39 protein-coding genes are annotated in these 22322 nt (G+C 59.7%); 20 read left to right on the top strand and 19 right to left on the bottom strand.

All coding sequences use genetic code 11. The features are described 5' to 3' along the window. Nucleotides 1-34: 34 nt before the first annotated feature. The 13 genes from ACVTFQ_RS10055 to ACVTFQ_RS09995 all read right to left on the bottom strand — a co-directional run bounded on the left by ACVTFQ_RS10055 (nucleotide 35) and on the right by ACVTFQ_RS09995 (nucleotide 5614). Complete coding sequence (locus ACVTFQ_RS10055; protein ID WP_470423879.1) at nucleotides 35-454, bottom strand: DUF968 domain-containing protein; 420 nt, start codon at nucleotides 452-454, stop codon at nucleotides 35-37. After that, nucleotides 454-654 carry a hypothetical protein gene (locus ACVTFQ_RS10050; RefSeq protein ID WP_470423878.1) on the bottom strand — a complete coding sequence of 67 codons (201 nt, stop codon included), beginning with the start codon at nucleotides 652-654 and terminating at the stop codon, nucleotides 454-456. Before ACVTFQ_RS10050 ends, ACVTFQ_RS10055 begins: the two co-directional genes overlap by 1 nt. Continuing rightward, nucleotides 651-956, bottom strand: a complete 306-nt coding sequence (locus tag ACVTFQ_RS10045) for a hypothetical protein (protein ID WP_470423877.1) — start codon at nucleotides 954-956, stop codon at nucleotides 651-653. The genes ACVTFQ_RS10050 and ACVTFQ_RS10045 overlap by 4 nt, the downstream gene beginning before the upstream one ends. Then, nucleotides 953-1225, bottom strand: a complete 273-nt coding sequence (locus ACVTFQ_RS10040) for a hypothetical protein (RefSeq protein ID WP_470423876.1) — start codon at nucleotides 1223-1225, stop codon at nucleotides 953-955. Before ACVTFQ_RS10040 ends, ACVTFQ_RS10045 begins: the two co-directional genes overlap by 4 nt. Continuing rightward, nucleotides 1222-1677, bottom strand: a complete 456-nt coding sequence (locus ACVTFQ_RS10035) for a hypothetical protein (protein WP_470423875.1) — start codon at nucleotides 1675-1677, stop codon at nucleotides 1222-1224. The genes ACVTFQ_RS10040 and ACVTFQ_RS10035 overlap by 4 nt, the downstream gene beginning before the upstream one ends. Next, the gene (locus tag ACVTFQ_RS10030) at nucleotides 1674-2132 is read right to left on the bottom strand and encodes a NinB/YbcN family protein (RefSeq protein WP_470423874.1); all 459 of its coding nucleotides are present in this window, start codon (nucleotides 2130-2132) and stop codon (nucleotides 1674-1676) included. The genes ACVTFQ_RS10035 and ACVTFQ_RS10030 overlap by 4 nt, the downstream gene beginning before the upstream one ends. 532 nt (nucleotides 2133-2664) lie before the next feature. Further along, nucleotides 2665-3621 (bottom strand): phage recombination protein Bet, encoded by a 957-nt coding sequence (gene bet, locus ACVTFQ_RS10025; RefSeq protein WP_470423873.1) that lies wholly within the window; start codon nucleotides 3619-3621, stop codon nucleotides 2665-2667. Continuing rightward, the gene (locus ACVTFQ_RS10020) at nucleotides 3621-4142 is read right to left on the bottom strand and encodes a siphovirus Gp157 family protein (protein ID WP_470423872.1); all 522 of its coding nucleotides are present in this window, start codon (nucleotides 4140-4142) and stop codon (nucleotides 3621-3623) included. Before ACVTFQ_RS10020 ends, bet begins: the two co-directional genes overlap by 1 nt. Further along, nucleotides 4130-4360: a hypothetical protein gene (locus ACVTFQ_RS10015; protein ID WP_470423871.1), complete on the bottom strand. Its 231-nt coding sequence runs from the start codon at nucleotides 4358-4360 to the stop codon at nucleotides 4130-4132. The genes ACVTFQ_RS10020 and ACVTFQ_RS10015 overlap by 13 nt, the downstream gene beginning before the upstream one ends. Continuing rightward, a complete protein-coding gene (locus tag ACVTFQ_RS10010) occupies nucleotides 4357-4584 on the bottom strand; it encodes a hypothetical protein (protein ID WP_470423870.1) in 228 nt (75 codons plus the stop codon). Before ACVTFQ_RS10010 ends, ACVTFQ_RS10015 begins: the two co-directional genes overlap by 4 nt. Before the next feature lie 42 nt (nucleotides 4585-4626). Further along, nucleotides 4627-4971, bottom strand: coding sequence for a hypothetical protein (locus tag ACVTFQ_RS10005; protein WP_470423869.1), 345 nt, complete (start codon nucleotides 4969-4971; stop codon nucleotides 4627-4629). After that, nucleotides 4968-5219: a hypothetical protein gene (locus tag ACVTFQ_RS10000; protein ID WP_470423868.1), complete on the bottom strand. Its 252-nt coding sequence runs from the start codon at nucleotides 5217-5219 to the stop codon at nucleotides 4968-4970. Before ACVTFQ_RS10000 ends, ACVTFQ_RS10005 begins: the two co-directional genes overlap by 4 nt. A gap of 47 nt (nucleotides 5220-5266) precedes the next feature. Continuing rightward, on the bottom strand, nucleotides 5267-5614 hold the full coding sequence (locus ACVTFQ_RS09995) for a hypothetical protein (protein ID WP_470423867.1): 348 nt from the start codon (nucleotides 5612-5614) through the stop codon (nucleotides 5267-5269). A gap of 406 nt (nucleotides 5615-6020) precedes the next feature. Between ACVTFQ_RS09995 and ACVTFQ_RS09990 the strand changes: the two genes are divergently transcribed. After that, a complete protein-coding gene (locus ACVTFQ_RS09990; protein ID WP_112949760.1) occupies nucleotides 6021-6323 on the top strand; it encodes a hypothetical protein in 303 nt (100 codons plus the stop codon). A gap of 2 nt (nucleotides 6324-6325) precedes the next feature. Here ACVTFQ_RS09990 and ACVTFQ_RS09985 read toward each other — a convergent pair whose 3' ends face one another. Next, a complete protein-coding gene (locus tag ACVTFQ_RS09985) occupies nucleotides 6326-7021 on the bottom strand; it encodes a LexA family protein (protein WP_470423866.1) in 696 nt (231 codons plus the stop codon). A gap of 138 nt (nucleotides 7022-7159) precedes the next feature. Between ACVTFQ_RS09985 and ACVTFQ_RS09980 the strand changes: the two genes are divergently transcribed. From ACVTFQ_RS09980 to ACVTFQ_RS09955, 6 genes are all read left to right on the top strand, one after another. Beyond that, a complete protein-coding gene (locus ACVTFQ_RS09980; RefSeq protein ID WP_470423865.1) occupies nucleotides 7160-7351 on the top strand; it encodes a hypothetical protein in 192 nt (63 codons plus the stop codon). Beyond that, nucleotides 7348-8214, top strand: coding sequence for a DUF2312 domain-containing protein (locus tag ACVTFQ_RS09975; protein ID WP_470423864.1), 867 nt, complete (start codon nucleotides 7348-7350; stop codon nucleotides 8212-8214). Before ACVTFQ_RS09980 ends, ACVTFQ_RS09975 begins: the two co-directional genes overlap by 4 nt. Next, nucleotides 8211-8570: a hypothetical protein gene (locus ACVTFQ_RS09970; protein WP_470423863.1), complete on the top strand. Its 360-nt coding sequence runs from the start codon at nucleotides 8211-8213 to the stop codon at nucleotides 8568-8570. The genes ACVTFQ_RS09975 and ACVTFQ_RS09970 overlap by 4 nt, the downstream gene beginning before the upstream one ends. Before the next feature lie 538 nt (nucleotides 8571-9108). Beyond that, nucleotides 9109-9483, top strand: a complete 375-nt coding sequence (locus ACVTFQ_RS09965) for a hypothetical protein (RefSeq protein ID WP_112949764.1) — start codon at nucleotides 9109-9111, stop codon at nucleotides 9481-9483. 23 nt (nucleotides 9484-9506) lie between these two features. Further along, entirely contained in the window at nucleotides 9507-11654 is a 2148-nt protein-coding gene (locus tag ACVTFQ_RS09960; RefSeq protein ID WP_470423862.1) for a DNA cytosine methyltransferase, read from the top strand. After that, nucleotides 11651-11836 (top strand): hypothetical protein, encoded by a 186-nt coding sequence (locus ACVTFQ_RS09955; protein WP_470423861.1) that lies wholly within the window; start codon nucleotides 11651-11653, stop codon nucleotides 11834-11836. Before ACVTFQ_RS09960 ends, ACVTFQ_RS09955 begins: the two co-directional genes overlap by 4 nt. Before the next feature lie 8 nt (nucleotides 11837-11844). On the opposite strand, the gene ACVTFQ_RS09950 is transcribed toward ACVTFQ_RS09955, so the two are convergent. Continuing rightward, nucleotides 11845-12063 (bottom strand): DUF982 domain-containing protein, encoded by a 219-nt coding sequence (locus tag ACVTFQ_RS09950; RefSeq protein WP_470423975.1) that lies wholly within the window; start codon nucleotides 12061-12063, stop codon nucleotides 11845-11847. 152 nt (nucleotides 12064-12215) lie between these two features. Here ACVTFQ_RS09950 and ACVTFQ_RS09945 point away from each other — a divergent pair, with 152 nt between their 5' ends. Then, nucleotides 12216-12782 (top strand): MT-A70 family methyltransferase, encoded by a 567-nt coding sequence (locus ACVTFQ_RS09945; RefSeq protein ID WP_470423860.1) that lies wholly within the window; start codon nucleotides 12216-12218, stop codon nucleotides 12780-12782. A 23-nt stretch (nucleotides 12783-12805) separates the two neighbouring features. Here ACVTFQ_RS09945 and ACVTFQ_RS09940 read toward each other — a convergent pair whose 3' ends face one another. Beyond that, nucleotides 12806-13051: a DUF982 domain-containing protein gene (locus tag ACVTFQ_RS09940; RefSeq protein WP_112949769.1), complete on the bottom strand. Its 246-nt coding sequence runs from the start codon at nucleotides 13049-13051 to the stop codon at nucleotides 12806-12808. A 116-nt stretch (nucleotides 13052-13167) separates the two neighbouring features. Between ACVTFQ_RS09940 and ACVTFQ_RS09935 the strand changes: the two genes are divergently transcribed. Genes ACVTFQ_RS09935 through ACVTFQ_RS09905 form a run of 7 tightly spaced genes read left to right on the top strand, consistent with a single transcriptional unit; the run spans nucleotide 13168 to nucleotide 16370 of the window. After that, a complete protein-coding gene (locus ACVTFQ_RS09935) occupies nucleotides 13168-13323 on the top strand; it encodes a hypothetical protein (protein ID WP_165937038.1) in 156 nt (51 codons plus the stop codon). Beyond that, nucleotides 13320-13751 carry a RusA family crossover junction endodeoxyribonuclease gene (locus ACVTFQ_RS09930; RefSeq protein ID WP_470423859.1) on the top strand — a complete coding sequence of 144 codons (432 nt, stop codon included), beginning with the start codon at nucleotides 13320-13322 and terminating at the stop codon, nucleotides 13749-13751. Before ACVTFQ_RS09935 ends, ACVTFQ_RS09930 begins: the two co-directional genes overlap by 4 nt. Beyond that, entirely contained in the window at nucleotides 13748-14491 is a 744-nt protein-coding gene (locus tag ACVTFQ_RS09925; protein WP_470423858.1) for a YdaU family protein, read from the top strand. The genes ACVTFQ_RS09930 and ACVTFQ_RS09925 overlap by 4 nt, the downstream gene beginning before the upstream one ends. Further along, on the top strand, nucleotides 14488-15096 hold the full coding sequence (locus ACVTFQ_RS09920) for a helix-turn-helix domain-containing protein (protein ID WP_470423857.1): 609 nt from the start codon (nucleotides 14488-14490) through the stop codon (nucleotides 15094-15096). The genes ACVTFQ_RS09925 and ACVTFQ_RS09920 overlap by 4 nt, the downstream gene beginning before the upstream one ends. Beyond that, complete coding sequence (locus ACVTFQ_RS09915; protein ID WP_470423856.1) at nucleotides 15093-15392, top strand: hypothetical protein; 300 nt, start codon at nucleotides 15093-15095, stop codon at nucleotides 15390-15392. The genes ACVTFQ_RS09920 and ACVTFQ_RS09915 overlap by 4 nt, the downstream gene beginning before the upstream one ends. Further along, a complete protein-coding gene (locus ACVTFQ_RS09910; protein WP_470423855.1) occupies nucleotides 15389-15748 on the top strand; it encodes a hypothetical protein in 360 nt (119 codons plus the stop codon). Before ACVTFQ_RS09915 ends, ACVTFQ_RS09910 begins: the two co-directional genes overlap by 4 nt. 31 nt (nucleotides 15749-15779) lie before the next feature. Further along, nucleotides 15780-16370: a hypothetical protein gene (locus ACVTFQ_RS09905; RefSeq protein ID WP_470423854.1), complete on the top strand. Its 591-nt coding sequence runs from the start codon at nucleotides 15780-15782 to the stop codon at nucleotides 16368-16370. Between the two features lie 92 nt (nucleotides 16371-16462). Here the strand turns inward: ACVTFQ_RS09905 and ACVTFQ_RS09900 are convergent, their stop codons facing one another. The 3 genes from ACVTFQ_RS09900 to ACVTFQ_RS09890 all read right to left on the bottom strand — a co-directional run bounded on the left by ACVTFQ_RS09900 (nucleotide 16463) and on the right by ACVTFQ_RS09890 (nucleotide 17544). Then, nucleotides 16463-16687: a hypothetical protein gene (locus ACVTFQ_RS09900; RefSeq protein ID WP_470423853.1), complete on the bottom strand. Its 225-nt coding sequence runs from the start codon at nucleotides 16685-16687 to the stop codon at nucleotides 16463-16465. 102 nt (nucleotides 16688-16789) lie between these two features. Next, nucleotides 16790-17065: a hypothetical protein gene (locus ACVTFQ_RS09895; protein ID WP_470423852.1), complete on the bottom strand. Its 276-nt coding sequence runs from the start codon at nucleotides 17063-17065 to the stop codon at nucleotides 16790-16792. Nucleotides 17066-17079: 14 nt separating this feature from the next. Further along, entirely contained in the window at nucleotides 17080-17544 is a 465-nt protein-coding gene (locus ACVTFQ_RS09890) for a hypothetical protein (RefSeq protein ID WP_470423851.1), read from the bottom strand. 42 nt (nucleotides 17545-17586) lie between these two features. Here ACVTFQ_RS09890 and ACVTFQ_RS09885 point away from each other — a divergent pair, with 42 nt between their 5' ends. From ACVTFQ_RS09885 to ACVTFQ_RS09865, 5 genes are read left to right on the top strand one after another with little or no spacing between them, the layout of a single operon-like run. Next, nucleotides 17587-18198 carry a terminase small subunit gene (locus ACVTFQ_RS09885; protein ID WP_470423850.1) on the top strand — a complete coding sequence of 204 codons (612 nt, stop codon included), beginning with the start codon at nucleotides 17587-17589 and terminating at the stop codon, nucleotides 18196-18198. After that, nucleotides 18165-19616 (top strand): PBSX family phage terminase large subunit, encoded by a 1452-nt coding sequence (locus tag ACVTFQ_RS09880; RefSeq protein ID WP_470423849.1) that lies wholly within the window; start codon nucleotides 18165-18167, stop codon nucleotides 19614-19616. Before ACVTFQ_RS09885 ends, ACVTFQ_RS09880 begins: the two co-directional genes overlap by 34 nt. Further along, nucleotides 19613-20992 (top strand): anti-CBASS protein Acb1 family protein, encoded by a 1380-nt coding sequence (locus ACVTFQ_RS09875; RefSeq protein ID WP_470423848.1) that lies wholly within the window; start codon nucleotides 19613-19615, stop codon nucleotides 20990-20992. Before ACVTFQ_RS09880 ends, ACVTFQ_RS09875 begins: the two co-directional genes overlap by 4 nt. After that, entirely contained in the window at nucleotides 20989-21183 is a 195-nt protein-coding gene (locus tag ACVTFQ_RS09870; protein WP_470423847.1) for a hypothetical protein, read from the top strand. The genes ACVTFQ_RS09875 and ACVTFQ_RS09870 overlap by 4 nt, the downstream gene beginning before the upstream one ends. A 10-nt stretch (nucleotides 21184-21193) precedes the next feature. Next, nucleotides 21194-22321 (top strand): hypothetical protein, encoded by a 1128-nt coding sequence (locus ACVTFQ_RS09865; RefSeq protein WP_470423846.1) that lies wholly within the window; start codon nucleotides 21194-21196, stop codon nucleotides 22319-22321. The last annotated feature ends 1 nt before the right edge of the window (nucleotide 22322 follow it).

The raw sequence follows: 22322 nt of genomic DNA, 5'->3' as shown, positions 1-22322 counted from the left end.
ATCGGGGCGTAAAGCTGGGCGGGTGGCAAAATCGTCATAGCGTGTCCCTCGAAGGAAGGCGGTCGTTGGCAGCGAGGCCGGAAAGTATCCGCGACGTTGCGCGCTCTGTCGCCTCATATTCCTCGTAGTCGCTCCATAGGCCGAACAAGGTGTTGGCCAGCTCGTGCGGGTTTATGCCTACGGAGTTCCAATATGCGGGTTCGTTCATGGAATGCTGGCGGGTATGCTCGGCCTCACAGAGAGGAAGAGCGAAGCGGTCTGGCGCCTTCGTGCCTTTCCCTCGGCCATAGTGGCCATGCCAAGGAGACGCGAAGGAGACATGGGCCGCCTGCACCGTTGACTGGCCGGTCACAACGCAAGGCAGCGTGTGTATCCAAGACAGGTAGCCTTTGCGCTTCTGTGGCCGGCGCGACGGGATAGGGTTGAGTGGGCGCGGGGCGATCTGGAAAGCCATCAGCCGATCCTCGCCATCAGCGCCGCGATCCCTCGCATCATCTTCCGCACGGTGGTCTCGCTCCTCGGGCGGGAGGCCATCCCCTTGGCGGCTATCTCGCGCTGAAGCTGCTCGACGGTGGCGGCTACCTTTTCCCGGTGGGCTATGGTTGCCGGACGAGCATGCGGTCGTTTCTGTAGATATTCGGCGGCGGTCCTCATGCCGCGCCTCCCTCTTTCTCTACGATCTTGAAGGTGATGGAATTGAGCTGCGACTCGACAGCAGCGCGGAACTTGTCCTTGTCCGGAACGCCTCCTGCTTCAACCACGGCTATGGATGCGATCGTCCAGGCGGAGCGGATCAGCATATTTGCGACGATCGAAGTTGCTTCGCGAGTGGACTGGCCGGCAGTGATGAATTCGCCAGCCTGATCGAAAGCGAAGTCGTCGATGATCTTCGCCATGGTCGGGATGCGGACGCGAGCCTTCTCGGTCGGCTCGATTGTTTCGGCGGTATCGGTCATGGGTTCGCTTCCTTCGCCTTTGCCATCATCCGCTCAAGCGGAGACAGGTGATTTTCGGCAGCCTTCGCCTTCTTTGGCGGCAGGCCGAACTTTTCGAGGTAGGTACGGGAGTGTTTTGCCCATACCTTGCGGCCCCAGCTGGTTGATGCGAATTCCCAAGGCCGAGCAGCACGCAAGGCACGCTTGCGGGTGGAAAGGTCGGCGTCGGGCGGCAGGTTCCGGTGAACCTCGCCTATGGTGTGAGAGGCGGTGGCTTGCCAGTTGATCATGAACGGCCCTCCGCCTTCGCAATAACCGGCGTGGCCATCTCAATTGCCGAGACCATGGCCCGATGAAAAATCTCCGGCGTGTCGCCGTTGTTCATCCCGTAGACGTAGACGATACGGACGAGAGCTTCCAAAAGCTCGGGCGCGGCGGCTATGAGACGAGCGTCTGCGCAGTCGATACCGCGAACATTGTAGCGATAGACGCTCCCATCCTTGCGAGCCTCCTTCATACCCAAGATAGACCTGTCTCCCACCTCAAACTGCAGAAGATCCTCCGCCTTGGTCATGATCCCTTTCCCGGGTTGGAACCGCGGCTGCGCGCCGCGCATACCCCAGCGAACGAAGTCCATGACGTAGCGACGGCCGCTGTGAGTGGTTGCTAGATAAAGGTCGTTGTGGTCGGCACTACCAAACCAAGCCCAAGGGCCTGGTGTGTGCTTCGGGCTTTCGGTCATGCCGCCCTCCGGTTCTTCAAGTCTTCGGGATTGGTGAGGATGACGCCCATCTCGGAGTAGTGCCGGTGGATGGTATCGAGGTAGGCCGTCTTCTGGCGCGTCGTCATGATGGACGTGATGGGAAGGCTGATAGGCTCCATCATCAGCGCAAGCTTGCTGGTGTAGGGCAGAGGCTTGATGTGCGCGTCGTATTCCAGCCGGAACGCCTCGTTCTCGGCGCGGAGGATCGGCACGCCGAACATCAGCTTGCACTCGCCTCGCGCTTCCTCAGGCGTCCGATCTCCAAGCTGGGCGGCAATCTCCGTCATCCATAGCCGCTGCAGCTTGTTCTGCGGATTACTCCGGTGGGCGCCATCCGTAATGCTGCAGGTGAATGGCATGGTCTTACCCATGATGAACTTCACCAGCATGTCGCGGGCTTGCTCGGTGTCGACGATGCGGTTGTTGGTCGCCATCAACGAGGCCTCCTATTCGCGGCCTGCTCCTTGGCGGTCGCCCAGCGGCAATTCCCCGGCTCGTAGTTGCCGTTGACATTGATGCGATCGATCGAGTGCGATGGCGATGGCTTAGGACCCATGTCCGAAAGGAACCGTTCGAAGGACTCCCAAGCCTCGCTTACTTTGATGCCCCGACCGCCGTAGTAAGCATACGACACGTCATCAGGGTAGTTGCATCGCTTCCGCATCCCCATCCACGTTCGGTATTCAGGCGACGTGGTGACCTTCCTGCTTCTGGCCCCATGTGTCGTATGACCGCGCTTCCCGCTGGATTTCTGGTACTCAATGCGCGCGCAGCCGCAGCTGACTGTTTTGCCGATAGTGACGTTCCGGCGCTGCACCTCAGCCGTTGCGCCGCAAGTGCACAAGCAGATCAAAGTCCCGCGCTTTTGTCCCGATGCGGACACGCGGCACCCAAGGCGAAGAACGGTTAGCTTGCCGAATGTATCGCCGGGTGAAATCTTGGAGGGAGTGAGTTTGTCCATGATCATCAGACCGCCAGAGCATGATCGATGAACTTCGTATCGGCATTGGCCGCGCGCTTCTGGCGGGCTGCTTCCAGCCGCTTCTTCAATTCGTGAGCATCGCCTGGATGGCGGGCCCAGAAGAGCCTGAGGCTGTCGCGGTTGGTGTCTTCCCACTTCGCTACGGCGATTGGGTCCAGACCGGCGATGTGCTCGACGACAGCGTCGAAGAACCGGCCATCCGGCACATTCTCGAGCGAAAAGTCGTTGCTCCACCAAACAGTGATCGCATCCTTGCCGCCGACCGCGCGCAGCCGGCTCTCCTGCTGTTCCTGATGGACCATTTCGGTAGCCGTTAAGTCGATCGCCTTGGCGCGGTCGAGCTCCGCCTCGTCATAAAGACCGGTGAACTGCTCGGGCCAGCCGGCCCGAAGCGCCTGCATCTCGGCACACTTCGCGATCATCAGGCGCGGCATGCGGCACCAGTTGCCGGAATCGTCGAGCGTCTGCTTGCCGGTCTTGTAGTTTTTGCCCGTCTGGTCGTTTGTCGCCCACTCATCCTTGATCGGCGCGAATTCGTCCCAGAACGATTGTCCGGCGACTTCGTACCACTCGCCGGACTTCTGATCCTGCTTCCAGAGATAGGTGGTTGCGGAGATGATGCCCTGCGGGTTGAGCGGGCTCATAAGGTCTCGGTCGACCTCATAGACCGGTGGCTTGCTGGCTGGGCGATAGTCGCCGCAACGCTGCGCGATGACGCGCTGGCCGTCGCGGCTGATAATGATCGTCATATTCCGCTTGGCGGCGTTGTTCTTCGAGAAGACCATTGGAATGATCTGCTTGAGGAACGGGTCAAGCCCTTTTGCCTTGGCGACTTCGCAGAAAAGGTTGAACTCCTCGTCATTGCAGTCCTTCGCGATCGTCTGCTTGACGAGCGTGAGCTGCTTGGGCGTGAGGTCGAATTTTGTGGCGACAGAGTTCATTACTTCCTCCGAACTGTGAGAGACAGCGAGCCGTTGTCGAGCGTCGCGCCGGGAACTTCTTCATTTTCCTTGAGGGCGGCGGCGAGCGCCTTCTTGTCGAGTTTCGGAGCTGGGCGCTCCTGCTCGACCCAGAAGCGGGCCGGGATGTCCGCTTCATTGGTGACCACAAGACCGGGCGCTCGCTTGGTCAGTGACAGCGTTGCCGTGGCGAGCCGGAGCGACGTCTGGTCGGTCATGACCATGGCCTGCTCGATCATGGCGCGGATGCGATCGGAGCCGTCCTTCATCATCTTCTTGCGGGCGTCGAAGGTCTTGATCTTCTCATCAAGGCCAGCGATCAGGATGTCGCGCTCGTCTAGTTCAGCGAGGGCCGCCTCGATGGCTTCGAGAAAGTTGGTTTCGCCCTCGATGCTGTCCGCGACGAGATCGGCGTCACCGTCGACACCCTGATCGCGAAGCGACGAGATGAGAGATTTTGCTGCCTCGGACTGGCGGCGAAGGTCGTATTCTACTTCTGCCATGTGACGCTGGCCTCCTGGTTGATGAACGCGTCCGCCTTGAGCTTCTGCTCTGTCGGCGCGATTGAGATGATGGTGAGGACGCCGACGAGGGCGATCGACAGGATGACGACCACAGCCTGATTGAGGCCGGCGATCATCTGCTGGCGGGCTGCTTCGTGCTTGGCGTTGATGGCCTTGGCGCGATCGACGAAGGACTGGGCGGCTTCGAGGTCGGTCATGACCTTCCCTCCGCCTTGGCGATGATCTCGGCAACAGCGGCACGATCAAGCCAGACCACGATGCCTAGCTTTTCCATGCCATTTGGCCCCGGCATGGCGTCGGTGCCAAACTTGATTGTGGTCCCCTTTTTGTGGTGGTAGTCGATCGCGCTGGCGCATTGATCAAGGTTCTGGAACTGAACCTTGTCGTCGCCATAGGCCGCAAGCAATTCAGACAGTTTCATCGTCGCTACTCCGCAGCTTGGGAAAAGTGGGCGGCTTCGAGGTCAGAAGGGGAGGTCACGATCGAGATCCCTTTCTGACCGCTTGGCGTCGGCGGCATCTTCGAGGCCAACCACGTGCTGGTCATGAGCATTGTCCATCAGCCAAGCCTTGAAACTGTCGGTGCTGGTGATGCGATCCTCGATCGACCACGGAAGGTCGATCGGCCCGCTGCCATCCTCGAACGAGACCCTGTTGACCTCGACGCTCGGCTCTTCACCCGGATCAGTCAGCGTCTGCTTGCAGCCCGGATGAACCGTGAAGGCGACCGACATCTTGAGGTTCACCTCAGTGCCGCAGCTATCGCCGGTGATGGTGACGGTCTGGGAGGTGTGGAATTTGCGGGTCATGACCGGCCCTCCGCCTTGGCCCGAACCGCATTGACGCGCCGCATCACTTCGATGCTGGCTTCGTCCTGCTTGTTCCAGAGAAGGCAACCGACAACGATATCCAGCGCTTCCAGCATCTCGGGAGCGGCCGCGATCAGACGAGCATTGGCTTCTTGCTCAGGGTAATTTTCGGAAACCTTTGCAACTTCTGCCCACCTTCCAAAGCTTGGAGGTTCGGACTTCGTTGGATAGACTTCGAGGTCGCCCATGAACGAATGCTCATCGACAGCCCAAGGGCCCGGAGTGTGCTTGCTCATCAGTACGCTCCCACAAGAGCGGCCAGACCGGCGCGGCGCTTGAACATAGGAACGACAGGCGTGTTGCCCTCGACGAAGTCGCCCCACTCAAGGGCAGCTTGGCGCCCGTGGACAGTCTTCTCGTCGTAGAGAACCTTCTCGATCGCAGCGTAGAGCATCTGCTCGAATGTGCCGCCGCCGCCCCGGGGCGAGCGGGGAAGCCACTTGCCGCCGATCTGGATATCCTCGACGCGGAACTCATCCGGATAGCGCTCGTCATTGGCGACCAGTTCGGCCTTGCCGTAAAGGAGCATGCCCTCGCCGAGGCCGGGGATTTTCAGTTCTTCGAAATGGTAGGTGCAGGTCATTTCCGTCCTCATCCTCGTCGCCGGGGGCGTTTCGTTGATGAGGAGAATGTACGCAAATCATACATTACCGTCAAGTGGGAATGAACGAAAAACGTACATTCAGTTTTTTAACCGTATGACTGAGAAACGACTCGACTCACGCCTTCCATTCTGGCTTCATGAGAACAGAAGGAGAACAAAATGGGCTTGGGAATGTTGAAAGAGCGGTCGCCGCTGCGGCTGCACATCCGTTGCGAAAACTGCATGCGGGAGAGTTCGAGAGAGCTCGAAGTCCCGAGCGGCGAATATGTCCCAAACGACCCGCTGGAATTGGCCGGCGAGGGGTACTTGGATGGAATGAGGTTTCACTGCGGCCATTGCGACAGCTCGATTGGCCGTTTGTTCGCGATCAGCGGAGGATCACGCTATGAGTAAAGATGTCCTAGAATTCATTATCGTCCCGCCCTACCAGAAGCGGGAAGAGGTCGATGCCGCTAAAGAGCGGCTGGCGGCATACCTGGGCTATAGGTTTCCCGGCTACACGTTCAAAATCGGTCGTTTTGTTCCGATCGGCGATGAAGACAGGTTTTGCGTCCTGCCCGTCATGAACTTCGTGGGTGATGACGGCAAAAGCTATATGTGCGATGCCCCGAAGCGCTGGTTTCTGCAAGAGATAGCCGACGCTTGCGCGATGTTTGACCTCAAGGGCAAACGTAGTTTCGCTGCGTAGGTCTAGAAGCCAGGCATGGTGTTCATCACCATGCGCACCACTCCAATCACCTCCACCGACACGCCGTCGTCTGCATCGAATTGCCGAGTGACGATGATGGGTTTGTGCTTCGGATTGCTTGAGCGGGGATGGAATTCCGTTCGATCTTCATAGATCTCGATTTGCTTCACGGACCATTCCCGCATCATGCCGGCGTCACGCGACCGTTGAACCACAACGACCATGCCGTCGCGCAGCACGACGCGATGGGCAATATCTTCGTAGGCAGTACAAACCACCGTGTCCCCAGGCAGGATAGGGCGCGGCCGCAGCTCGTTCATGCTGTCGCCTTCTACCTCGAACGTCATCTGCCTGGCGCTCGGAAAGTTCTCGTCGACTGGAACGGTGATCTCTTCGTGCTCTGACTGGTCGAATTCGTCGACCTCGCGGAAGAGGCCAGCAGCGACAATCCCCACCTTGCGTGCCTGAACCCACTTCGCCTGCGATGGCCTGACCTCGCCACCTGGCGGCTCCACTTCCAGATAGGCCGCGATCTTCGGGATCTCATTGACCTTCAGCTTGCGCTTGCCCTTGAGCAACTGGGTTATCTGCGGATGAGCGATGCCAAGGTGTGCCGCCAAGCCGACCTGCGTCTTGCCCGGCTGTTTCAGCGCTTCCCGGATCCAGTCCAGGTACATGTCAGAAGGTGCGTCATTCATTGTACAATTTTCGCACGGCGCGTTGAAAGATGCATTTAGCAAAATCGTACATTTGCTATTGCATTGGCTGTATGAATATCGTACATTGCCCACATGAGATGCGAACCCGCCAACACGATCATCAAGAAGTTCAAAGGCTTGAAGCCGCTGGCTGAGGTCACGAACGTCAAGGCCCACACGGTCATGCGCTGGCGCATGCCGAAAGAGAAAGGTGGGACCGGCGGCGTCGTGCCCCACTGGCACATCCCGGCGATCATAGAAGCCGCCAAAGAGCGCGGGCTCGACATCCGTCCATCTGATTTTGCCCCGGTCATGGAGACCGCAGCATGAGCGCCGACACCCAGATCAAAGCTATCTTCGCGCGTTGGGAACGCCTCGAAGGCGAGAAGAAGGCTATCAGCGATGACCTCAAGGAGCTTTTCTCCGAGGCGAAGCATGCCGGATACGACGGCAAGGCTCTGCGCGCTGCGTTCAATCGCAAGGTCAAGCAGGATGCCGCGACCCCTGAGGATGCGCATTTCGATGCTGTCGTTGATGTCTACCTCGACGCGTTGAACGGTGTAGCGCGCGATGCGCGCATGCACGCACGAGAAAACATTGAGAAATTTGACGCCGAAACCGGCGAAATCCTCGAAGACAAATCCGAAGCGAAAGCATCCGGCGAACAAACGGAGGGGACTACCGGCCTTCAGGCTGCCGGCCCTCGACGGGAGATGCGAGTAGGCGAGGCACCCGCGCGAGTGTCTGCAACGTCTGATGATGGACGTGACAGCGTGGAGAGACACGCACCAAATTCCGAGATGGACCGCGCCACGGAAGGCTCTTTCGAGACCGGAAGTGAGGCAGCGGAAAAGGGGCGGAAGGCAACTGCGACTGTAGCAGCACCCGCTGACCTGAACCATGCTGGAGGCGGTGAAAGCCCGGCAACCCTTTCCGAGATCGATCCGTCTGAGGATCGCAGCGAAGGCCAAAGCCTCGGCGGGGGAATGAATTCCGTCGACGCCAACATAGTAGGCGATCATGTAACCGCACCCGAGTACGCCGCAACACATCAGGCCGGGGCCTCGTTCAAAGCACCCCCGGCCAAATCCATCCGACCGAACTGCTTGAGACCTGACAACTGTGCCGGGTTTGGTTCCAACCATTGTTATTCCTGCGGGAAGGCCGCGAAGGCGGACGAGGTGGCGGCATGAACGCGAAAGAATTCCGTGAGGCTCTGATCAAGATCATGCCGGGTTACGACTGGACGGTGCACAAGACGCCGAAAGGCTTCACGTACCTGTCCGCTACCGGAACCCAAAGCAGCGGCTTCAACCGTCTTTCCACCGTGTCGGTCGTCCGACGCGATAAGGATGGCGTTGTCACTTTCGAGGCCAAATCTGCTGGATTTGGGACGCGAGCGAAATGGCTTCACACCCACAGCGACGGAACCTTGGCCCGCGCGCTTCGAGGACTTCAAGACCATTACGAGCATATGGCGAACACCTACGGCGGCCATGCTCGAGCTCTCCAGAACGCACGAAAGACGTCTGTCGAGGAGGCCGCATGACCAGACCTTCATCAGGAGAAGACCGTATCGCTCAGAACGCGATTGAGCATCGCACCGGTCATGACCGGGCGATGGTGGCAAGGCCGGGGAGGGATCAATGACAATCGCAATCGGCATCATCGCCCTCATTCTTATCTCGCTTCCGCTCGCCTTTCTCGTGGCCCGAGTGGCTCGATACGCCCCTTGACGGCGCGGCACCCCCAAGCCCCGTCAAAGCCGGTCCCGGCCTACTCCTCCCGGTCGGGACCGGCAACCTTCAACCTCAGGCGCTTATTCGCCGTCCTCAATACGACGGCTTGAGTGAGCGTCCCGAGGGAATGAAACGCTGACGGCAACGGCGGATTGCCGTCAGCTACCGTCCCTGACGAAGCGGCGGAACGGGGTCGGAATGGAATTACTGCGGTTGGCCCAGGCGGACCGGAGACCAAGGGCGGGAGCCCGGCAAGGCTGCTTTGCCCTTGGTCTTTCTCATCATCTCTCCGGTGCATCTGAAGGCTCCTACTGAACAAGGAGATTCATCGCACAGGAGATTTCGGAAATGTCCGAAAAGGGTTCGGAGAAATCAGAAATGAGTACAGTCGAGTTTTGTCAGAAAGCTTTGAAGGAGGAAATTGCGCCTCCGTCCATCGGGAGCGTGTCAGCGCGCATCCGAGCTGCGGCCCGTGAGCTTGGCTGGTCTTACACCAGAACCAAAGACACTTGGTACGCCGATCCACGAATTTCGATCAAGCCCCAAGAGCTGTTCCGCGTCGAGGCGGTCAGCGGGCTCACCTACGACGCAAGGCAGGAGATGCGCAAAAATGACCAAGCAATTGAAAGAGCCGACGCTCTCCTTGGTGGGCCAGATACGCGTCTCGTTCGCACGCTGGTTGCTGCGGTACGCGAGGCATTTGGCCTACGCGATCGCGCCTGAGATCCGAGAAGAGGGGAAGTGAAATGCAGAACAGCGTTCCTTTGATCGTGGATAGCTTTGCCGGTGGTGGCGGTGCTTCGACCGGCATTGAGATGGCACTTGGCCGGTCGCCTGACATCGCGATCAACCACAACGCCGACGCGCTGGCGCTGCATGCTGCAAATCACCCCGAAACTCTCCATTTGTCTGAGAACATCTTCAAGGTCGATCCGCTCGACTACGTCGCCGGAAAGCACGTCGGCCTCGCCTGGTTCTCGCCAGATTGCAAGCACTTCTCCAAAGCCAAGGGCGGTAAGCCGGTCGAGCGCAATATCCGCGACCTCGCATGGGTAATCGTCCTCTGGGCAGAACGCGCCAAGCCTGACGTTATCATCATGGAAAACGTCGAGGAGTGGAAGGAGTGGGGGCCGCTGATCGAGACCGATCGGGGCCTGATGCCTTGCCCCGATAGCCGTGGCCAGACTTTTCAGAAGTGGTGCAAGGCCATGAAGCGGGCAGGTTACAAGCTGCAGCATCGCGAGCTTCGCGCCTGCGACTACGGCGCGCCGACCATCCGCAAGCGCCTCTTCGTCATCGCCCGCCGCGATGGGCAGCCGATCGTCTGGCCCGAGCCGACGCACGGCGCACCGACGGATCTCGAGGTAATCGCCGGTCGTAAGCAGCCTTGGCGGACGGCGGCCGAGATCATTGATTGGTCGCTGCCATGCCCTTCAATCTTCGATACCTCATCCGAGATCATGGCGAAACACGGCTTGCGGGCGATCCGCCCACTGGCGGATGCTACGATGGCACGCGTGGCGCGCGGTACGAAGAGATATGTTCTCGACGCGGCCCGCCCATTCCTCGTCCAAACCGGATATGGCGAGCGGAAGGGGCAGGAACCGCGGTGCCTTGATGCCGATGCTCCTCTCGGCACTGTCGTCGCTGGCGGCGTCAAGCATGCGATCATCTCACCCTCAGTGACGCGCTTCAACACCGGCGCGACCGGCTCCGCGATGGATGAGCCTACGCCCACCGTCACGGCCAACAGCTACATAAAGAAGCCAGGCGATGCAGCGCCACTCGGGATCATCGCCCCCAGCCTAAACGCTTTCTATGGTCCCGGTGCTGGCGGCAAAGATCGCTCGGCGAGCATCGAAGAGCCGGTTCGCGTCGTCACCACTGAAAACCGCCATGCCGTCGTCGCGCCGCATCTGATGACGATGCGTAATTCCGGCAAGCCGTTCAATGGTGCGGACGAGCCAACCCATACCATCACCGCCGGCGGCGCTGGGCTTTCTATCGTTGCGCCTGTCCTGACCTACGCTCAGCAGGGAGGCGCAAATCGTTCGGTCGAGGATCCGCACCACACGATCACAGCCAGCAAGAAGGATCAGAACGCGGTCATCATCCCGACGCTTGTCGGATGCGGCGGGCGTGCCGGTCAGAGCCGCCCCCGTGGCGGCGATGAGCCAATGGCAACGGTAACGGCCAAAGCCGACGTCTGCACTGCAGCCGTTTTTATTGCTCAGCACAACGGTGATCCTCGCAAGGATGGCCAAGACGTCGCGAGGCCCGGGCGTTCAATGGACGAGCCGATTTCGACCGTCACGGCTACCGGTGCCCAACAGGGCGTCGTCTCTGCCTTTGTATCCCGCCAGTTCGGTGCAAGTGTCGGCCATGGCGCAGAAGAGCCGTCGGCCACGGTCACCGCAGGCGTTAACAAGTCGGCGCTCGTAGCCCCACACCTGCATGCCTATTACGGTTCCGATCAGGACACACCCGAAGACGAGCCGTTCCACACCATAACTACAAAGCCGCGCTTCAGTCACGTTGAGGCAGCCATCGGTGCGCCTCCTTTCACGCCAGATCAGTACGAACGCGCCCGCGAGGTTGCCGCCTTCCTCCGCTCCTACGGCTTTTGGGATGAGCGGGAGTTCGTAACACTCACCATAGGCGAGGCAGATTTCGTTATCGTCGATATCGGCATGCGCATGCTTACCCCGCGCGAGCTTTATTCCGCTCAAGGTTTCCCGGCAGATTACAAGATCGATGCGGATGCAGATGGCCGGCCGTTCCCGAAAAACGTTCAGGTGTCCTGCGTCGGCAATTCGGTGTCTCCGCCGGTGGCCGCTGCCATCGTGGCGGCAAACTGCCAGCACCTGGTCGAGTATCGCGAGGCGGCTGAATGACCGAGCCCGATCTCCTCCGCGAAGAAATCACCGTCCAGACGGACATAGCCGAAGGCCTGCGTTCTCGAATGGCCACCCAGGACAACGGCTACCAGCAGCACAAGCTCAGATGCGTCACACGGACGCTCGATCGCCTAAAGCGGTCGCTGGCAGCGCATGAGCGAAAAGGGGATGCGGCATGACCGGTCCTTTACTCGCGAGCAGTGACCAATTCGACCGCCTTCCTTGCGTCTTCAGGCCGAGTTCGACCGTCAATGACGTCTCGACAGGCCTTCCATGCGCGCTTCCATTTGGGAGTGTCCTGGTTGGGCTCGTGGATGAGCCAGTTGATAGCCTCCTCAGGGGAGCCGACTACAATCCGTATGCGGCTGTCTCCCAAGACAAGGGGGACATTCCACCGATGAACCATCATGGCCGTTCTCCATTAGCTGGGGCCCCAAAGAAGGTTAATTCTCGGGTGCCTTTCATCGTTCCGGGCCGATCGAGAAATACTTTCGATGCGGCTGTCTATCTCCGAGCCTGCGCCAAACGGCAGGAAGATCAGCGCGACGAGGTGGCGGCATGACGTGGTTCTTCGACCCACTCCTCCCGCTCCACTACGAGCATATCGTTATCGATCCGCCGTGGGGTTTCGATCTCTACAGCAGGGAAGGCGCGAAGAAGTCGGCGCTGGCGAAATATGAGCTAATGACGGACGCCGATATCCTCGCTCTTCCGGTCGGTGAGCTCGCCAGCATGGACTGCCTCCTCTATTGCTGGGCCACGGCACCTCAGTTGCCGCTCGCGATCGAGTGCGTGAAGACATGGGGTTTCGAATACAAGTCACTGCTCGTGTGGCGGAAGACGACCGTCGGCGGCAAGATCCGCATGGGTACAGGTTACCGCGTTCGCACGACCGGCGAGGTGGTCGTCGTCGCCACGCTCGGCAACCCCAAGCAGGGAGCGATCCCCCAGACCATCTTCGACGGCATAGCCCGCGAGCACAGCCGCAAGCCAGACGAGTTCTATGCCCTCTGCGATCGCGTGATGCCGTATGCGCGCCGCGCTGACGTCTTCGCTCGGGAAACCCGCGCCGGATGGCACTCGTTCGGTAACGAGGCAACCAAGTTCGACGAGGTGGCCGCATGATGTCAATGAATGCTCAAGAGCGATCAACGCCTAAGGATGCCAGCTTCCTCGGCCGCACGAATGAAGGCGATCTGTGCTTGTTCTCTGGCGACCTTCCCATCGATCGCGCCGAGACAGGCTCGCCGAGCAGCAGAAAAGGATTTGCCTCCTTTTGTGGGCCAAGAGGTCATCAGACACGCCAATGCGTCCCGCGTGCCGGTGACGCTCCGGAAATGATCGGAGTTTTCGATCATCAATTCGATTGGCTTGTCCCACAGATCGTCGCTCATTTTGTCACCTCACGCGTGGTCGTCGCGGATGATGAAATACGCTGCCTACCCACTTGTTCCGGCTATCGGACTGAGGTCCGGGGTGTGCCTGCGACTGAAGTCCACGAGGTGTGCCTATGACCTTCCTCGAAGCCTTCACCAAGTACGGGCCTGACGTCGAGCGTGTCGCCGAGGCTCTCGGCATCACCCCACCCGAAGCCGATCGCCTCATCAACGAGGCAATGGACCGTCGGCACCAGAAGCGCATGGCTTATCGCAGGAGACCTGCATGACGGAGCGCATGTCAGCAAAGCAATATCGCGAGCAGTTCGTCGAGCCGAAGGCCGTCTCGTCCGCGCGCATCCTCATCAGCACCATGCCGCCATCGGCAAACGGCCTCCGCAAGAGTTTCATCAAGGAAGGCAAGGTCGTCAGCGTGAAAAGCGACGGCTACACCGACTGGCGTAAGGCCGCGGTTTCAGAGATCAAGTCTCAGACCGTCGGCAAGGTCGAGGGATCGTATCGCCTTTCGATCGTCGCCCAGCGCCATTGGCGGTCAAAGCGTGCCCGCGACATCGACAACATCATCAAACCCATTTCGGATGCGTTGGTGAAGGCCGGCGTCGTGGTTGACGACAGCCTGGCCGAGTGTGTCACCGCCCGGTGGGTTGATGATCTGCAGGGCCATGCCGTCGTCGTTGATGTCGAGGTGTGCCCATGAACGATTGGTTTCGCTCATGGCATGGCGCTCCGACAGATCCGAAGTGGCTTGGCATTGCCCGCCGCGCCGGGGTCGCGCCTGGAATCGCCGTTGCTGTTGCATGGGCGCTCATGGATCGCGCGTCTCAGTCTTCCGATCGTGGCTCGATCGCCGGCTATGATGCCGAGGGCCTTGCGTATTTCTACGGCTGCGAGCCGGAGCAGGTAGAGGCAATCGTCTCTGCCATGGCCGACAAGGGCATGATCACCGACGGAAGGTTTTCAAGCTGGGAAAAGCGCCAGCCAAAGCGCGAGGACGGCGCGGCCGAACGCGCCAGAGAGTGGCGCGAACGCAAACGAACGCAAGCGAACGCATCTGCAACAACAGATACAGAGACAGATACAGATCCTTCGGAAGACGCGAGCGCGCCCGAAGCCAATCCTGATTTCGAAAGATTTTGGGATGCCTACCCCAACAAGACCGGCAGGCCTTCGGCGGAGAAGGCTTTCTCCCAAGCCATCAGGCGCACCAGCCTCGGCGAGATCATGGCAGGTGTCGCGGCATATGCGGCCAAGACCGACGATCGCCAGTGGTGCTCGCCTGTCCGCTGGCTGTCCGATGACCGGTGGAAGGACCAGCCGGCAAAGCCGCCTGACAAGCGCCCTCAGAGCCCATCCGGCTTGTCTCACCTGACCAAGCCTCAATCCCGAGAAGAGTACCTAGCCGCCGAGAAGGCAAGATCCGAAAGGAGTTTCAGATGATCGTCACAGCAAAGGAATTCGAACCACAGTCGGGGCGCGCCGCCCAGATCTCCCATTATGCGGAGGTCCGCAATCGGATAGCGCGCCTCGATGCGAAGCCGGTTGCCACAGCGGCTAAGACGGCGGCGTCAGATGCGCTGATCATCGGAGAGCTCCGCGAAGAGAACGCTGGACTGAAACGCGATCTGGCACGGGCACGGAACAGCCTACGGTTTGTAGCTGACCGAGAGCGTAGACACCGCGAGATCGATGCACGGCTTCAGCGCTTGGAGCTTGACCTGGCTGACGCTCGAGCGCGGATCCTTACGCAAGCCGAGATGCTTCGGTCTATCGACGATGATGGAGACCAGCCGGTAGATCATCGCCGGTCGGTTCCCGAAATCGTCGCAGAGGTTCTGCAGGACTATCCAGATGTGACATGGGAAGACATCAAGGGCATCCGCCGCACGCGCAACCTTATTGCGCCTCGTCATGCCTGCATGAAGGCAGTTTACGAAGAGCGGAAGGATCTGTCTCTTCCTCGCATCGGTAAAATCTTCCACCGGGACCATTCCACGATTCTGAACTCTGTCCAGAAGACGGATGCGAAGCGGGGTGAAGCATGACCAACCGCTACAACGCTTATCCGTATCGGATTCCAGGTGGCGTCGGCTTCTACGCCATGATCCGCCTCTGCCGCGATAGCGAGCCATCTCCGGTCATGGGCACGGGCGATCGCCCCAAGGTCTTCGGCAGTGAAGGCGAGGCGGCCAAGGAATGCCTCAAGCACATGGTTGCCTTCATGAACGGCCGCGAGATCCGCGGCGAGACGTTCGACTTGGTGAAGCCGATGACAGCGGCGCGCGCCAAGGCCGAGCAGCTCTTCATGGGCGGCGGCCGGGTCGTGGAGGTGGTGCGGTGACGGACGACAACATCACCAAGCTCCCGATCAAGTTCAAAGCGCCGCCGTCGGACGATGGTCCAATGCTCAAGATCGTAGACCGGTACGATCGCAACTCCTGCAATCACAGTTGGTCATACGTGAACGGTCGGCAGGTCAACGCGAAATATCTCATCCGAGAAGGCGAGACGGAGGTCGAGTGCAGCCTGTGTGAGGCCAAGCTCGACCCGATGTTTGTCCTCCGTCGCCTCGCTCACGAGGAAACGCAGTGGGAGCGATCGCGCAAGACCTACCACGAAGAGATGGCACGCCTGAAAGAGCGGAAGGCCACCAAATGCGAGCATTGCTCGAAGATGACCAGGATCAGCAGACGATAACCGAGCGGCGGCTAGACACGAGGGAACGAGAATGGCGGAACTGAAGAAAGCACGAAAGAAGCCCAGCAGAACCTTCAAGGGACTGACCGTGGCAAACACCAGCGAGTTCGCTGGACTGGGCAACCAGCACTCCAAGGTGAAGCTGGTAGAGATCGACAACCCTCACTACAGCAAGGTTCACGCCGGTGCCTCAGGCAATCCGAAGACGGTGACGGCTGCCCTGAACCTCCGCGAGAGCCCGGTCGCCATGATGGCGGCCAAGGGGCATCTCGAAGCGCACCAGGTTGAGGCGGCAATCATGTTTCGCCGCCTCTGGGAGGCGCTCGGCGGATCAGGCGCCGGATCGTTCGACTACAGCCGAGAGCCCGTCGACGGCGGTGGTGCACGAGAGCCAATCTCAGACCGCCAGATCGACGCCGGCATCCAACTCAAAGGCTGCCGAGATCTACTCGGTCGACGCCATTACGATGTCGTCAGCATGGTGGCAGGCGAGGGACGGACGATTGCCGAGATCGGCACATCGAAGCGTGCTCGACACACTCTCGCCGACTACCTCAAAGACGCCTTAGAGGATTTGGCTGTGCATTGGGGCTTCCAGAAGCGAAAAACACCACCGAAATAGCATTCGGTGGTGTTGCTAAGGTAAACCTTGAAGGGTATGTAGTGATTATTGTGGTGATTTGCGCCAGAGGCAGAGAAATCGCCGAGCGGTGATCAAGCGCGTCCCGGCGCGGTAACCACGGGATTAGTCGTCAATTGTCGCACGACTTCACCAGCTAGTTCCGTCACATCATAGACGATCGTCGCTCCGTGAGCTGCAGTCGCGGTCGTGATGATTTGCGTTCGATCCGGTAAGGCAACCAAAGACACAACCTGATCGGGGTTGATAAAGACAGGGATTGCAGCCTGTCCAATCAGAGTGAATTGCACAAGTCTCATGGTCTCTCTCCGGTTAAAGAGGGCTACCACGGAGAAACGCCCAGACGTGTTTTGGGTTCGAAGTCAAATCCGCATCCGGAGGTATCGACCGCTGGCTGGATCTTAGCGAAGCGCTGCCTCGCCTTTTCCCTCAAACAGCCGCACGTTAAGTGCGTGGAGCCTTGTGAAAACATCCTCTCGGCCAAGTGCTTTCGAACTGAAGCAGAACGCGATGATGGTTCGTTCGAGGTAGTGGGGGAATTGCTTCTTGATCGACATGAGCGGTGCAGCCCCGCCGGGAAGCGAGGTTACGAACCTCCTGCCATTGTAAACGTCCATAGTGTGTATCGCGGCCCCATGCACGAAGCCGGAGTAGGCTCCCTCGATCACCTCTGCCACTGCGACCGCTTTGCTTACTCCGTAGAATTGGAGTAGGTCCTAGCGACGTAGGCTCGAATGTGCTTGCGGCTTACCCGATCGCGCTTAATCTGCGATGAAACGGGGTCGGCGGACCCGAATTCCTCTTGGAAGAGTTCCTTCAAATACTTCTGATGCCGCTCTTCAGCAGGGAGCTTGAACAGTGTTGGGCCAGCCAAGAACATTATGTCCAGCCCGATTTCATCTGAAATCCTCATCAACGAGCCAGCGTCCAGCATCAGGCCTTGGTGAAGTAACGCCCTCAGTGCTTTCAATGCGCTGAGCATCCGCACACATTTCACGACTAGTGCCTCTCCGAAGGTCGGACGGGGGAAGCGATAAGAGGTCTGGCTGGATGGCGTGAGCGTTGGCACGGGATGGTCAACCGAAGCCGTCAAGTCGTCTAGAGCTCTGTCCAAGGCTTCGACGGTGACCCCGTATTGTTGATCGTAAGCATCCATCCCGCCTCCTAACATCTCAACGACAATGCACCGGGTAGAACTATGGCCGCCCTACAAAATCCCCGGCATGAGAAATTCGCCCAAGCACTCGCCAAAGGCAAGACAGCAGATGACGCATATGCTGCCGCTGGCTTCAAACCTGACCGTGGGAATGCTTCTCGCTTACAGCATAAAGACAACATCGTACAACGCGTCTCAGAGCTTTTGGAGTGGGAGCAGGTAGTAGAGCGAAAGGCCACCGAGAAGGCCATCGACAAGCTCGCCATCACCAAAGAGCGGGTTCTGGCTGAGCTGGCCAAGATCGGCTTTGCTGACATCCGCAAGGCGATCAAGTGGCAGGGCACGCTGGTAACCGAGGAAGACAATCCGGAAGGTGGCGACACGCTAGTCATCAAGAACGTCGTCACCAACAACGTCCAGCTAATCGCCAGTGACGAGATCGACGATGACACGGCCGGCGCGATTGCTGAGATTAGCCAGAACTCGACCGGCGGCATCAAGCTGAAGCTTCACGACAAGAAGGGCGCCCTGGTCGATATCGGCAAGCACCTTGGCATGTTCGTCGAGCGCCACGAGCACACCGGCAAGGACGGCGCACCCATACAGACCGAGACGAGAACATGGCGGGAAGTGCTGCGCAGCGAAAAGAGCTAGACGCTACCACCCACCTGACCAACCCGGCACTGCATGATTTTTGGGAGCAGGTCTTTCTCGGACAGGCTGACATCGCTGTCCTTCACGGCGGCCGGTCGAGCTCGAAGACGAGAGACACGGCTTGCCAATTGGTCCGCCTGGTCGATCACGTTGGCGTCCGGATGCGCGTTCTATGCATCCGCCGCTTTCAGAACCGCATTCAGGATTCGGTCTACACCGAACTGAAATGGGCGATTGCTCATCTCGGGCTAGAAGCCGCATTCGATGTCCAGAAGACGGTGATCATCCATCGCCGCACCGGCGCTGAGTTCATCTTCTACGGCATCGAACGAAACCTTGAGGACATCAAGGGCACGTCCGACGTCGACATCCTCTGGGTCGAAGAGGCGGAGAAGCTTACCGAGGATCAGTGGACCGTCATCGGCCCGACGATCCGCAAGGAAGACAGCTTGGCGATCCTGCTGTTCAACCCGAAGCTGGTCACCGACTACGTCTGGAAGAACTTCGTCGTCAACGTGCCGCCTCACTGTGTGGTCCGGAAGATCGACTATACGGAGAACCCTTTTCTCTCGTCCAAGGCACTGCGCGACATCGCGGCGATGCGGGAAAGAGATCCGGAGAAGTTCGAGCATGTCTATGGCGGGGTACCGCTCGGCGACAGCGAGCTATCGATCTTCAAGCGCAAGTGGCTCGATGCCTGTGTCGATGCCCACAAGGTGCTCAAGATCGATGTCACCGGTCGGAACATCATCGGTTTCGACCCAGCCGACGATGGCGAGGACAAGAGCGCAACGGCCGACAAGATCGAAGGCGTCTTCACGGATGCCGAGGACTGGGCGTCGGGCAAGGATGAGCTGGTGCAGAACGCGAAGCGTGTCTGGGCCAAGGCCAAGCATGCTGGCGCGACAGTGTCATATGACACGATCGGCGTCGGCGCCTTCGTCGGCGGCTACATCGACGAGCAGAACGAAATGAACGAGGCCAGCGTCCAGCACTTCGCCTTCCACGCTGGCGGCGGTGTCATGGACGGCGACAAGCCGAGTGATCCGCAGAACAGCAACAGCCCGCTGAACAAGGACGAGTATCTGAACCTGAAGGCGCAGGCGTGGGCGAACACCGCCCGCCGCGCCATGCTCACGTTCAATGCTGTCGTCCGGGGGCAGCCGATCAAGCCTGAGGATATCCTCTCGTTTTCTTCGCAGATGGGCAAAGACAAGCTGGACGCCTTGTTCACTGAGCTCTGCGTGCCCTGGTGGGTCGAGAGTGAAGGAAAGAAGCGGGTCGTGCCGAAGCTGAAGCTCAAGAAGGACTTGGGCGTGAAGTCGCACAACCTCGCTGATGCGGTGATCGCCGCCGACAACGTCAACATCGCGACCGGCCCGTCCGTCGCCATGTTCCTGAGGAAGAAGAACCGATGAACCAAGTTGTACGGCTGGCCAACTATGTGCAGCGCCGCCTCGACAGCATGTTCCCGGCCTTTTTCCCGGGAACGACGCCCAAGCACGACCACTACAAGGATTTCGGCTATCCTGAGAAGCTGACGTTCGATCAGCTCTACCGGATGTATTCCCGCAACGGCATCGCCGCGGCCGGCGTCGACAAGACGATCCGCAAGACGTGGCAGGACAACCCCTTCCTGCTGGAAAAGGAACGCGACGGCTCGCAGAAGGGTACGGCGAAGGAAACGCCGATCGAGAAGCAGATCCGCCAGCGCTTCGACGATCTCCGCCTGTGGACCCGCCTAGCGGAAGCCGATCGCATGTCTATGGTCGGAGCGTATGCTGGCGTCATCCTACGCTTTGCCGACGGTCAGGCATTCAACCAGCCGGTGACATCGGTGACCGGTGGCCTGATGGGCCTCGTCGAGGTTATCCCGGCATGGGAAGGCCAGCTCAAGGTTTCGGAGTGGGACACGGTCGAGACGTCAGAGACCTACGGCCAGCCGAAGATGTTCCAGTTCAGCGAGTCCGCTGTCGACACGAACAAACAGCAGCCGCGCCACATCATGATCCATCCTGACCGTGTGATCGTCTGGTCAAAGGACGGCTCGGTCAACGGCTCGTCTGCTCTTGAGCCTGGCTACAACTCCCTGATCGACATGGAGAAGGTGAGGGGCGCCGGCGGCGAGGGCTTCTGGAAGAACGCCAAGAGCGCGCCTGTCCTCGAAGTCGACAAGGAAGCCAAGATTACCGAGATGGCCAAGGCCATGGGCGTGGGTGTCGAGGATCTCGCCGACAAGATGAACGAGCAGGTCGCCGACTGGAATGCCGGTTTCGATCAGCTGCTCATGATTATGGGCATGCAGGCCAAGACGCTGAACATCACCCTGCCGTCGCCTGAGCACTTCTATGCCGTGGCACTGCAGGATTTCGCCGCCTCTATGAACATTCCGGTGAAGGTTCTCGTCGGGATGCAGACTGGAGAGCGCGCGAGCCAGGAAGACGCGGACGAGTGGTCTCAGACCTGCATGTCGCGCCGCGCCAACCAGACAGTGCCGAACATCCGCCTGCTGATCGATCGCCTCGAGCAAGTCGGTATCCTCGACGAGAAGGACTGGTTCATCGATTGGGCCGATCTCACCGAGGCGTCCATGTCCGAAAAGGTCGATCGCGCCGACAAGATGGCGGGCGTCAATCAGAAGATGGGCGGCTCTGTCTACGTCTTCACCGACGACGAGATCCGCGCGGCAGTCGGCTACGAGCCACTGAGCGATGCCGACAAATTTCGCGATGACGTGACCGACGACGAGATCGACGCGGCCGTCACACCTCCGAAGCAAGAGGATGCAGCATGAAGCACTACGTGACCACAGGCGGCACCTTCTTCACCGAGTGGGGGCAGGCTTCCACCGCTGAATTAGTCATCGAGAAAGATCGCCAGGTGAAGAAGACCGGCCTTCTCGACGCCTCGGGCAATGACATCTTCTCCGTAGAAGAGACCGGCCCGATCGGGTTCGTTCCGCTGCGCAATCGCAGCAAAACCTAAAGGAAATCCCATGCCCAATCAGGTGCGTGTGAACGTCAGGACACTGGCGAACGTGAAGGCTGTCCGCAAGGAAAAGCGCAACGGCCGCGATCTGGTGATCGTCCCGTCGGCCACCCTGCCGGACAACATCATCATGAACGGGATCAAGTACCCGGCCGAGGAGATCGCCAAGAGCTACCAGACGCTCAATCGGTCGCCGGCCCCACTTGGACACCCACTGGTGAACGGCAAGTTCGTCTCGGCTCGCGACCCGGAAGGGCTGAACATTGGTTACATCGGTGCATGGAACGAGAACGTGCGCCAGGAGGGCGGTCGCGTCCTGCTCGACAAGGTGATCGACGTCGAGGTGGCCAATCGCTCGGAAGGCGGCAAGGCGGTCCTCGCGGCGATCGAGGCCGGCGGCCCGATCCACACCTCGACCGGCCTCCTCGCCATTATGGAAGCCGTCAACGCCGACGATCACAAGCGCGTCGCCCGCGCCATGGTGTTCGACCACGACGCCATCCTGCTCAATGAGGACGGCGCCGCGACCCCAGACCAGGGCGTCGGCATGCTGGTCAACGCCAAGGGCGAATTCGAAGAGATTGAGGTCATCAACTCCGCCATGACGGACGCTGCTGACCAGGAGATCGACTGGGCGGGCACCCGCCTCGTCGAAGCTCTCATGCGCCGACAGAACATCAGCGTCTGGGAGAAAGTGAAATCCGCAATCATGGACGCCATCGGCTCCGGGCGGGAACCCTCAACCAACACGAAGGAAGACGACATGCCTGTCACCGACGAGCAGTTCAAGTCGCTTTCCGATGAGGTCAAAACCCTCTCGGGAAGCATGGCCAAGATTGGCGAGACGATCGCCAACTCCGTAACCGCAGCCCTCAAGCCAGTGCTCGATGCACAGGCCGAGATCGTCGCCAACCAGAAAGCCAAGGACGATGCCGAGCACGCCGAGCTCGTTACCAAGATCGTCAACGGCAAGGTGCTGGACGAAGCCACGGCAAAGGCCACGCCGCTCGCTACACTGCGCGCGCTGGCGCCCAAGGCCGACCCCAAAGGCGCTGCTGCCCTCAATTCCGCATTCAACGGCGGCGGCACCAAGACCGACGGTTTCAAGCTGCCGTCTGACAAGAAGGAGGCCTAAT

The organism is Rhizobium sp. O111, from assembly GCF_055616315.1.
The sequence above is the reverse complement of the archived record's forward strand: the minus strand, read 5'-3'. Positions and strand labels throughout refer to the sequence as shown.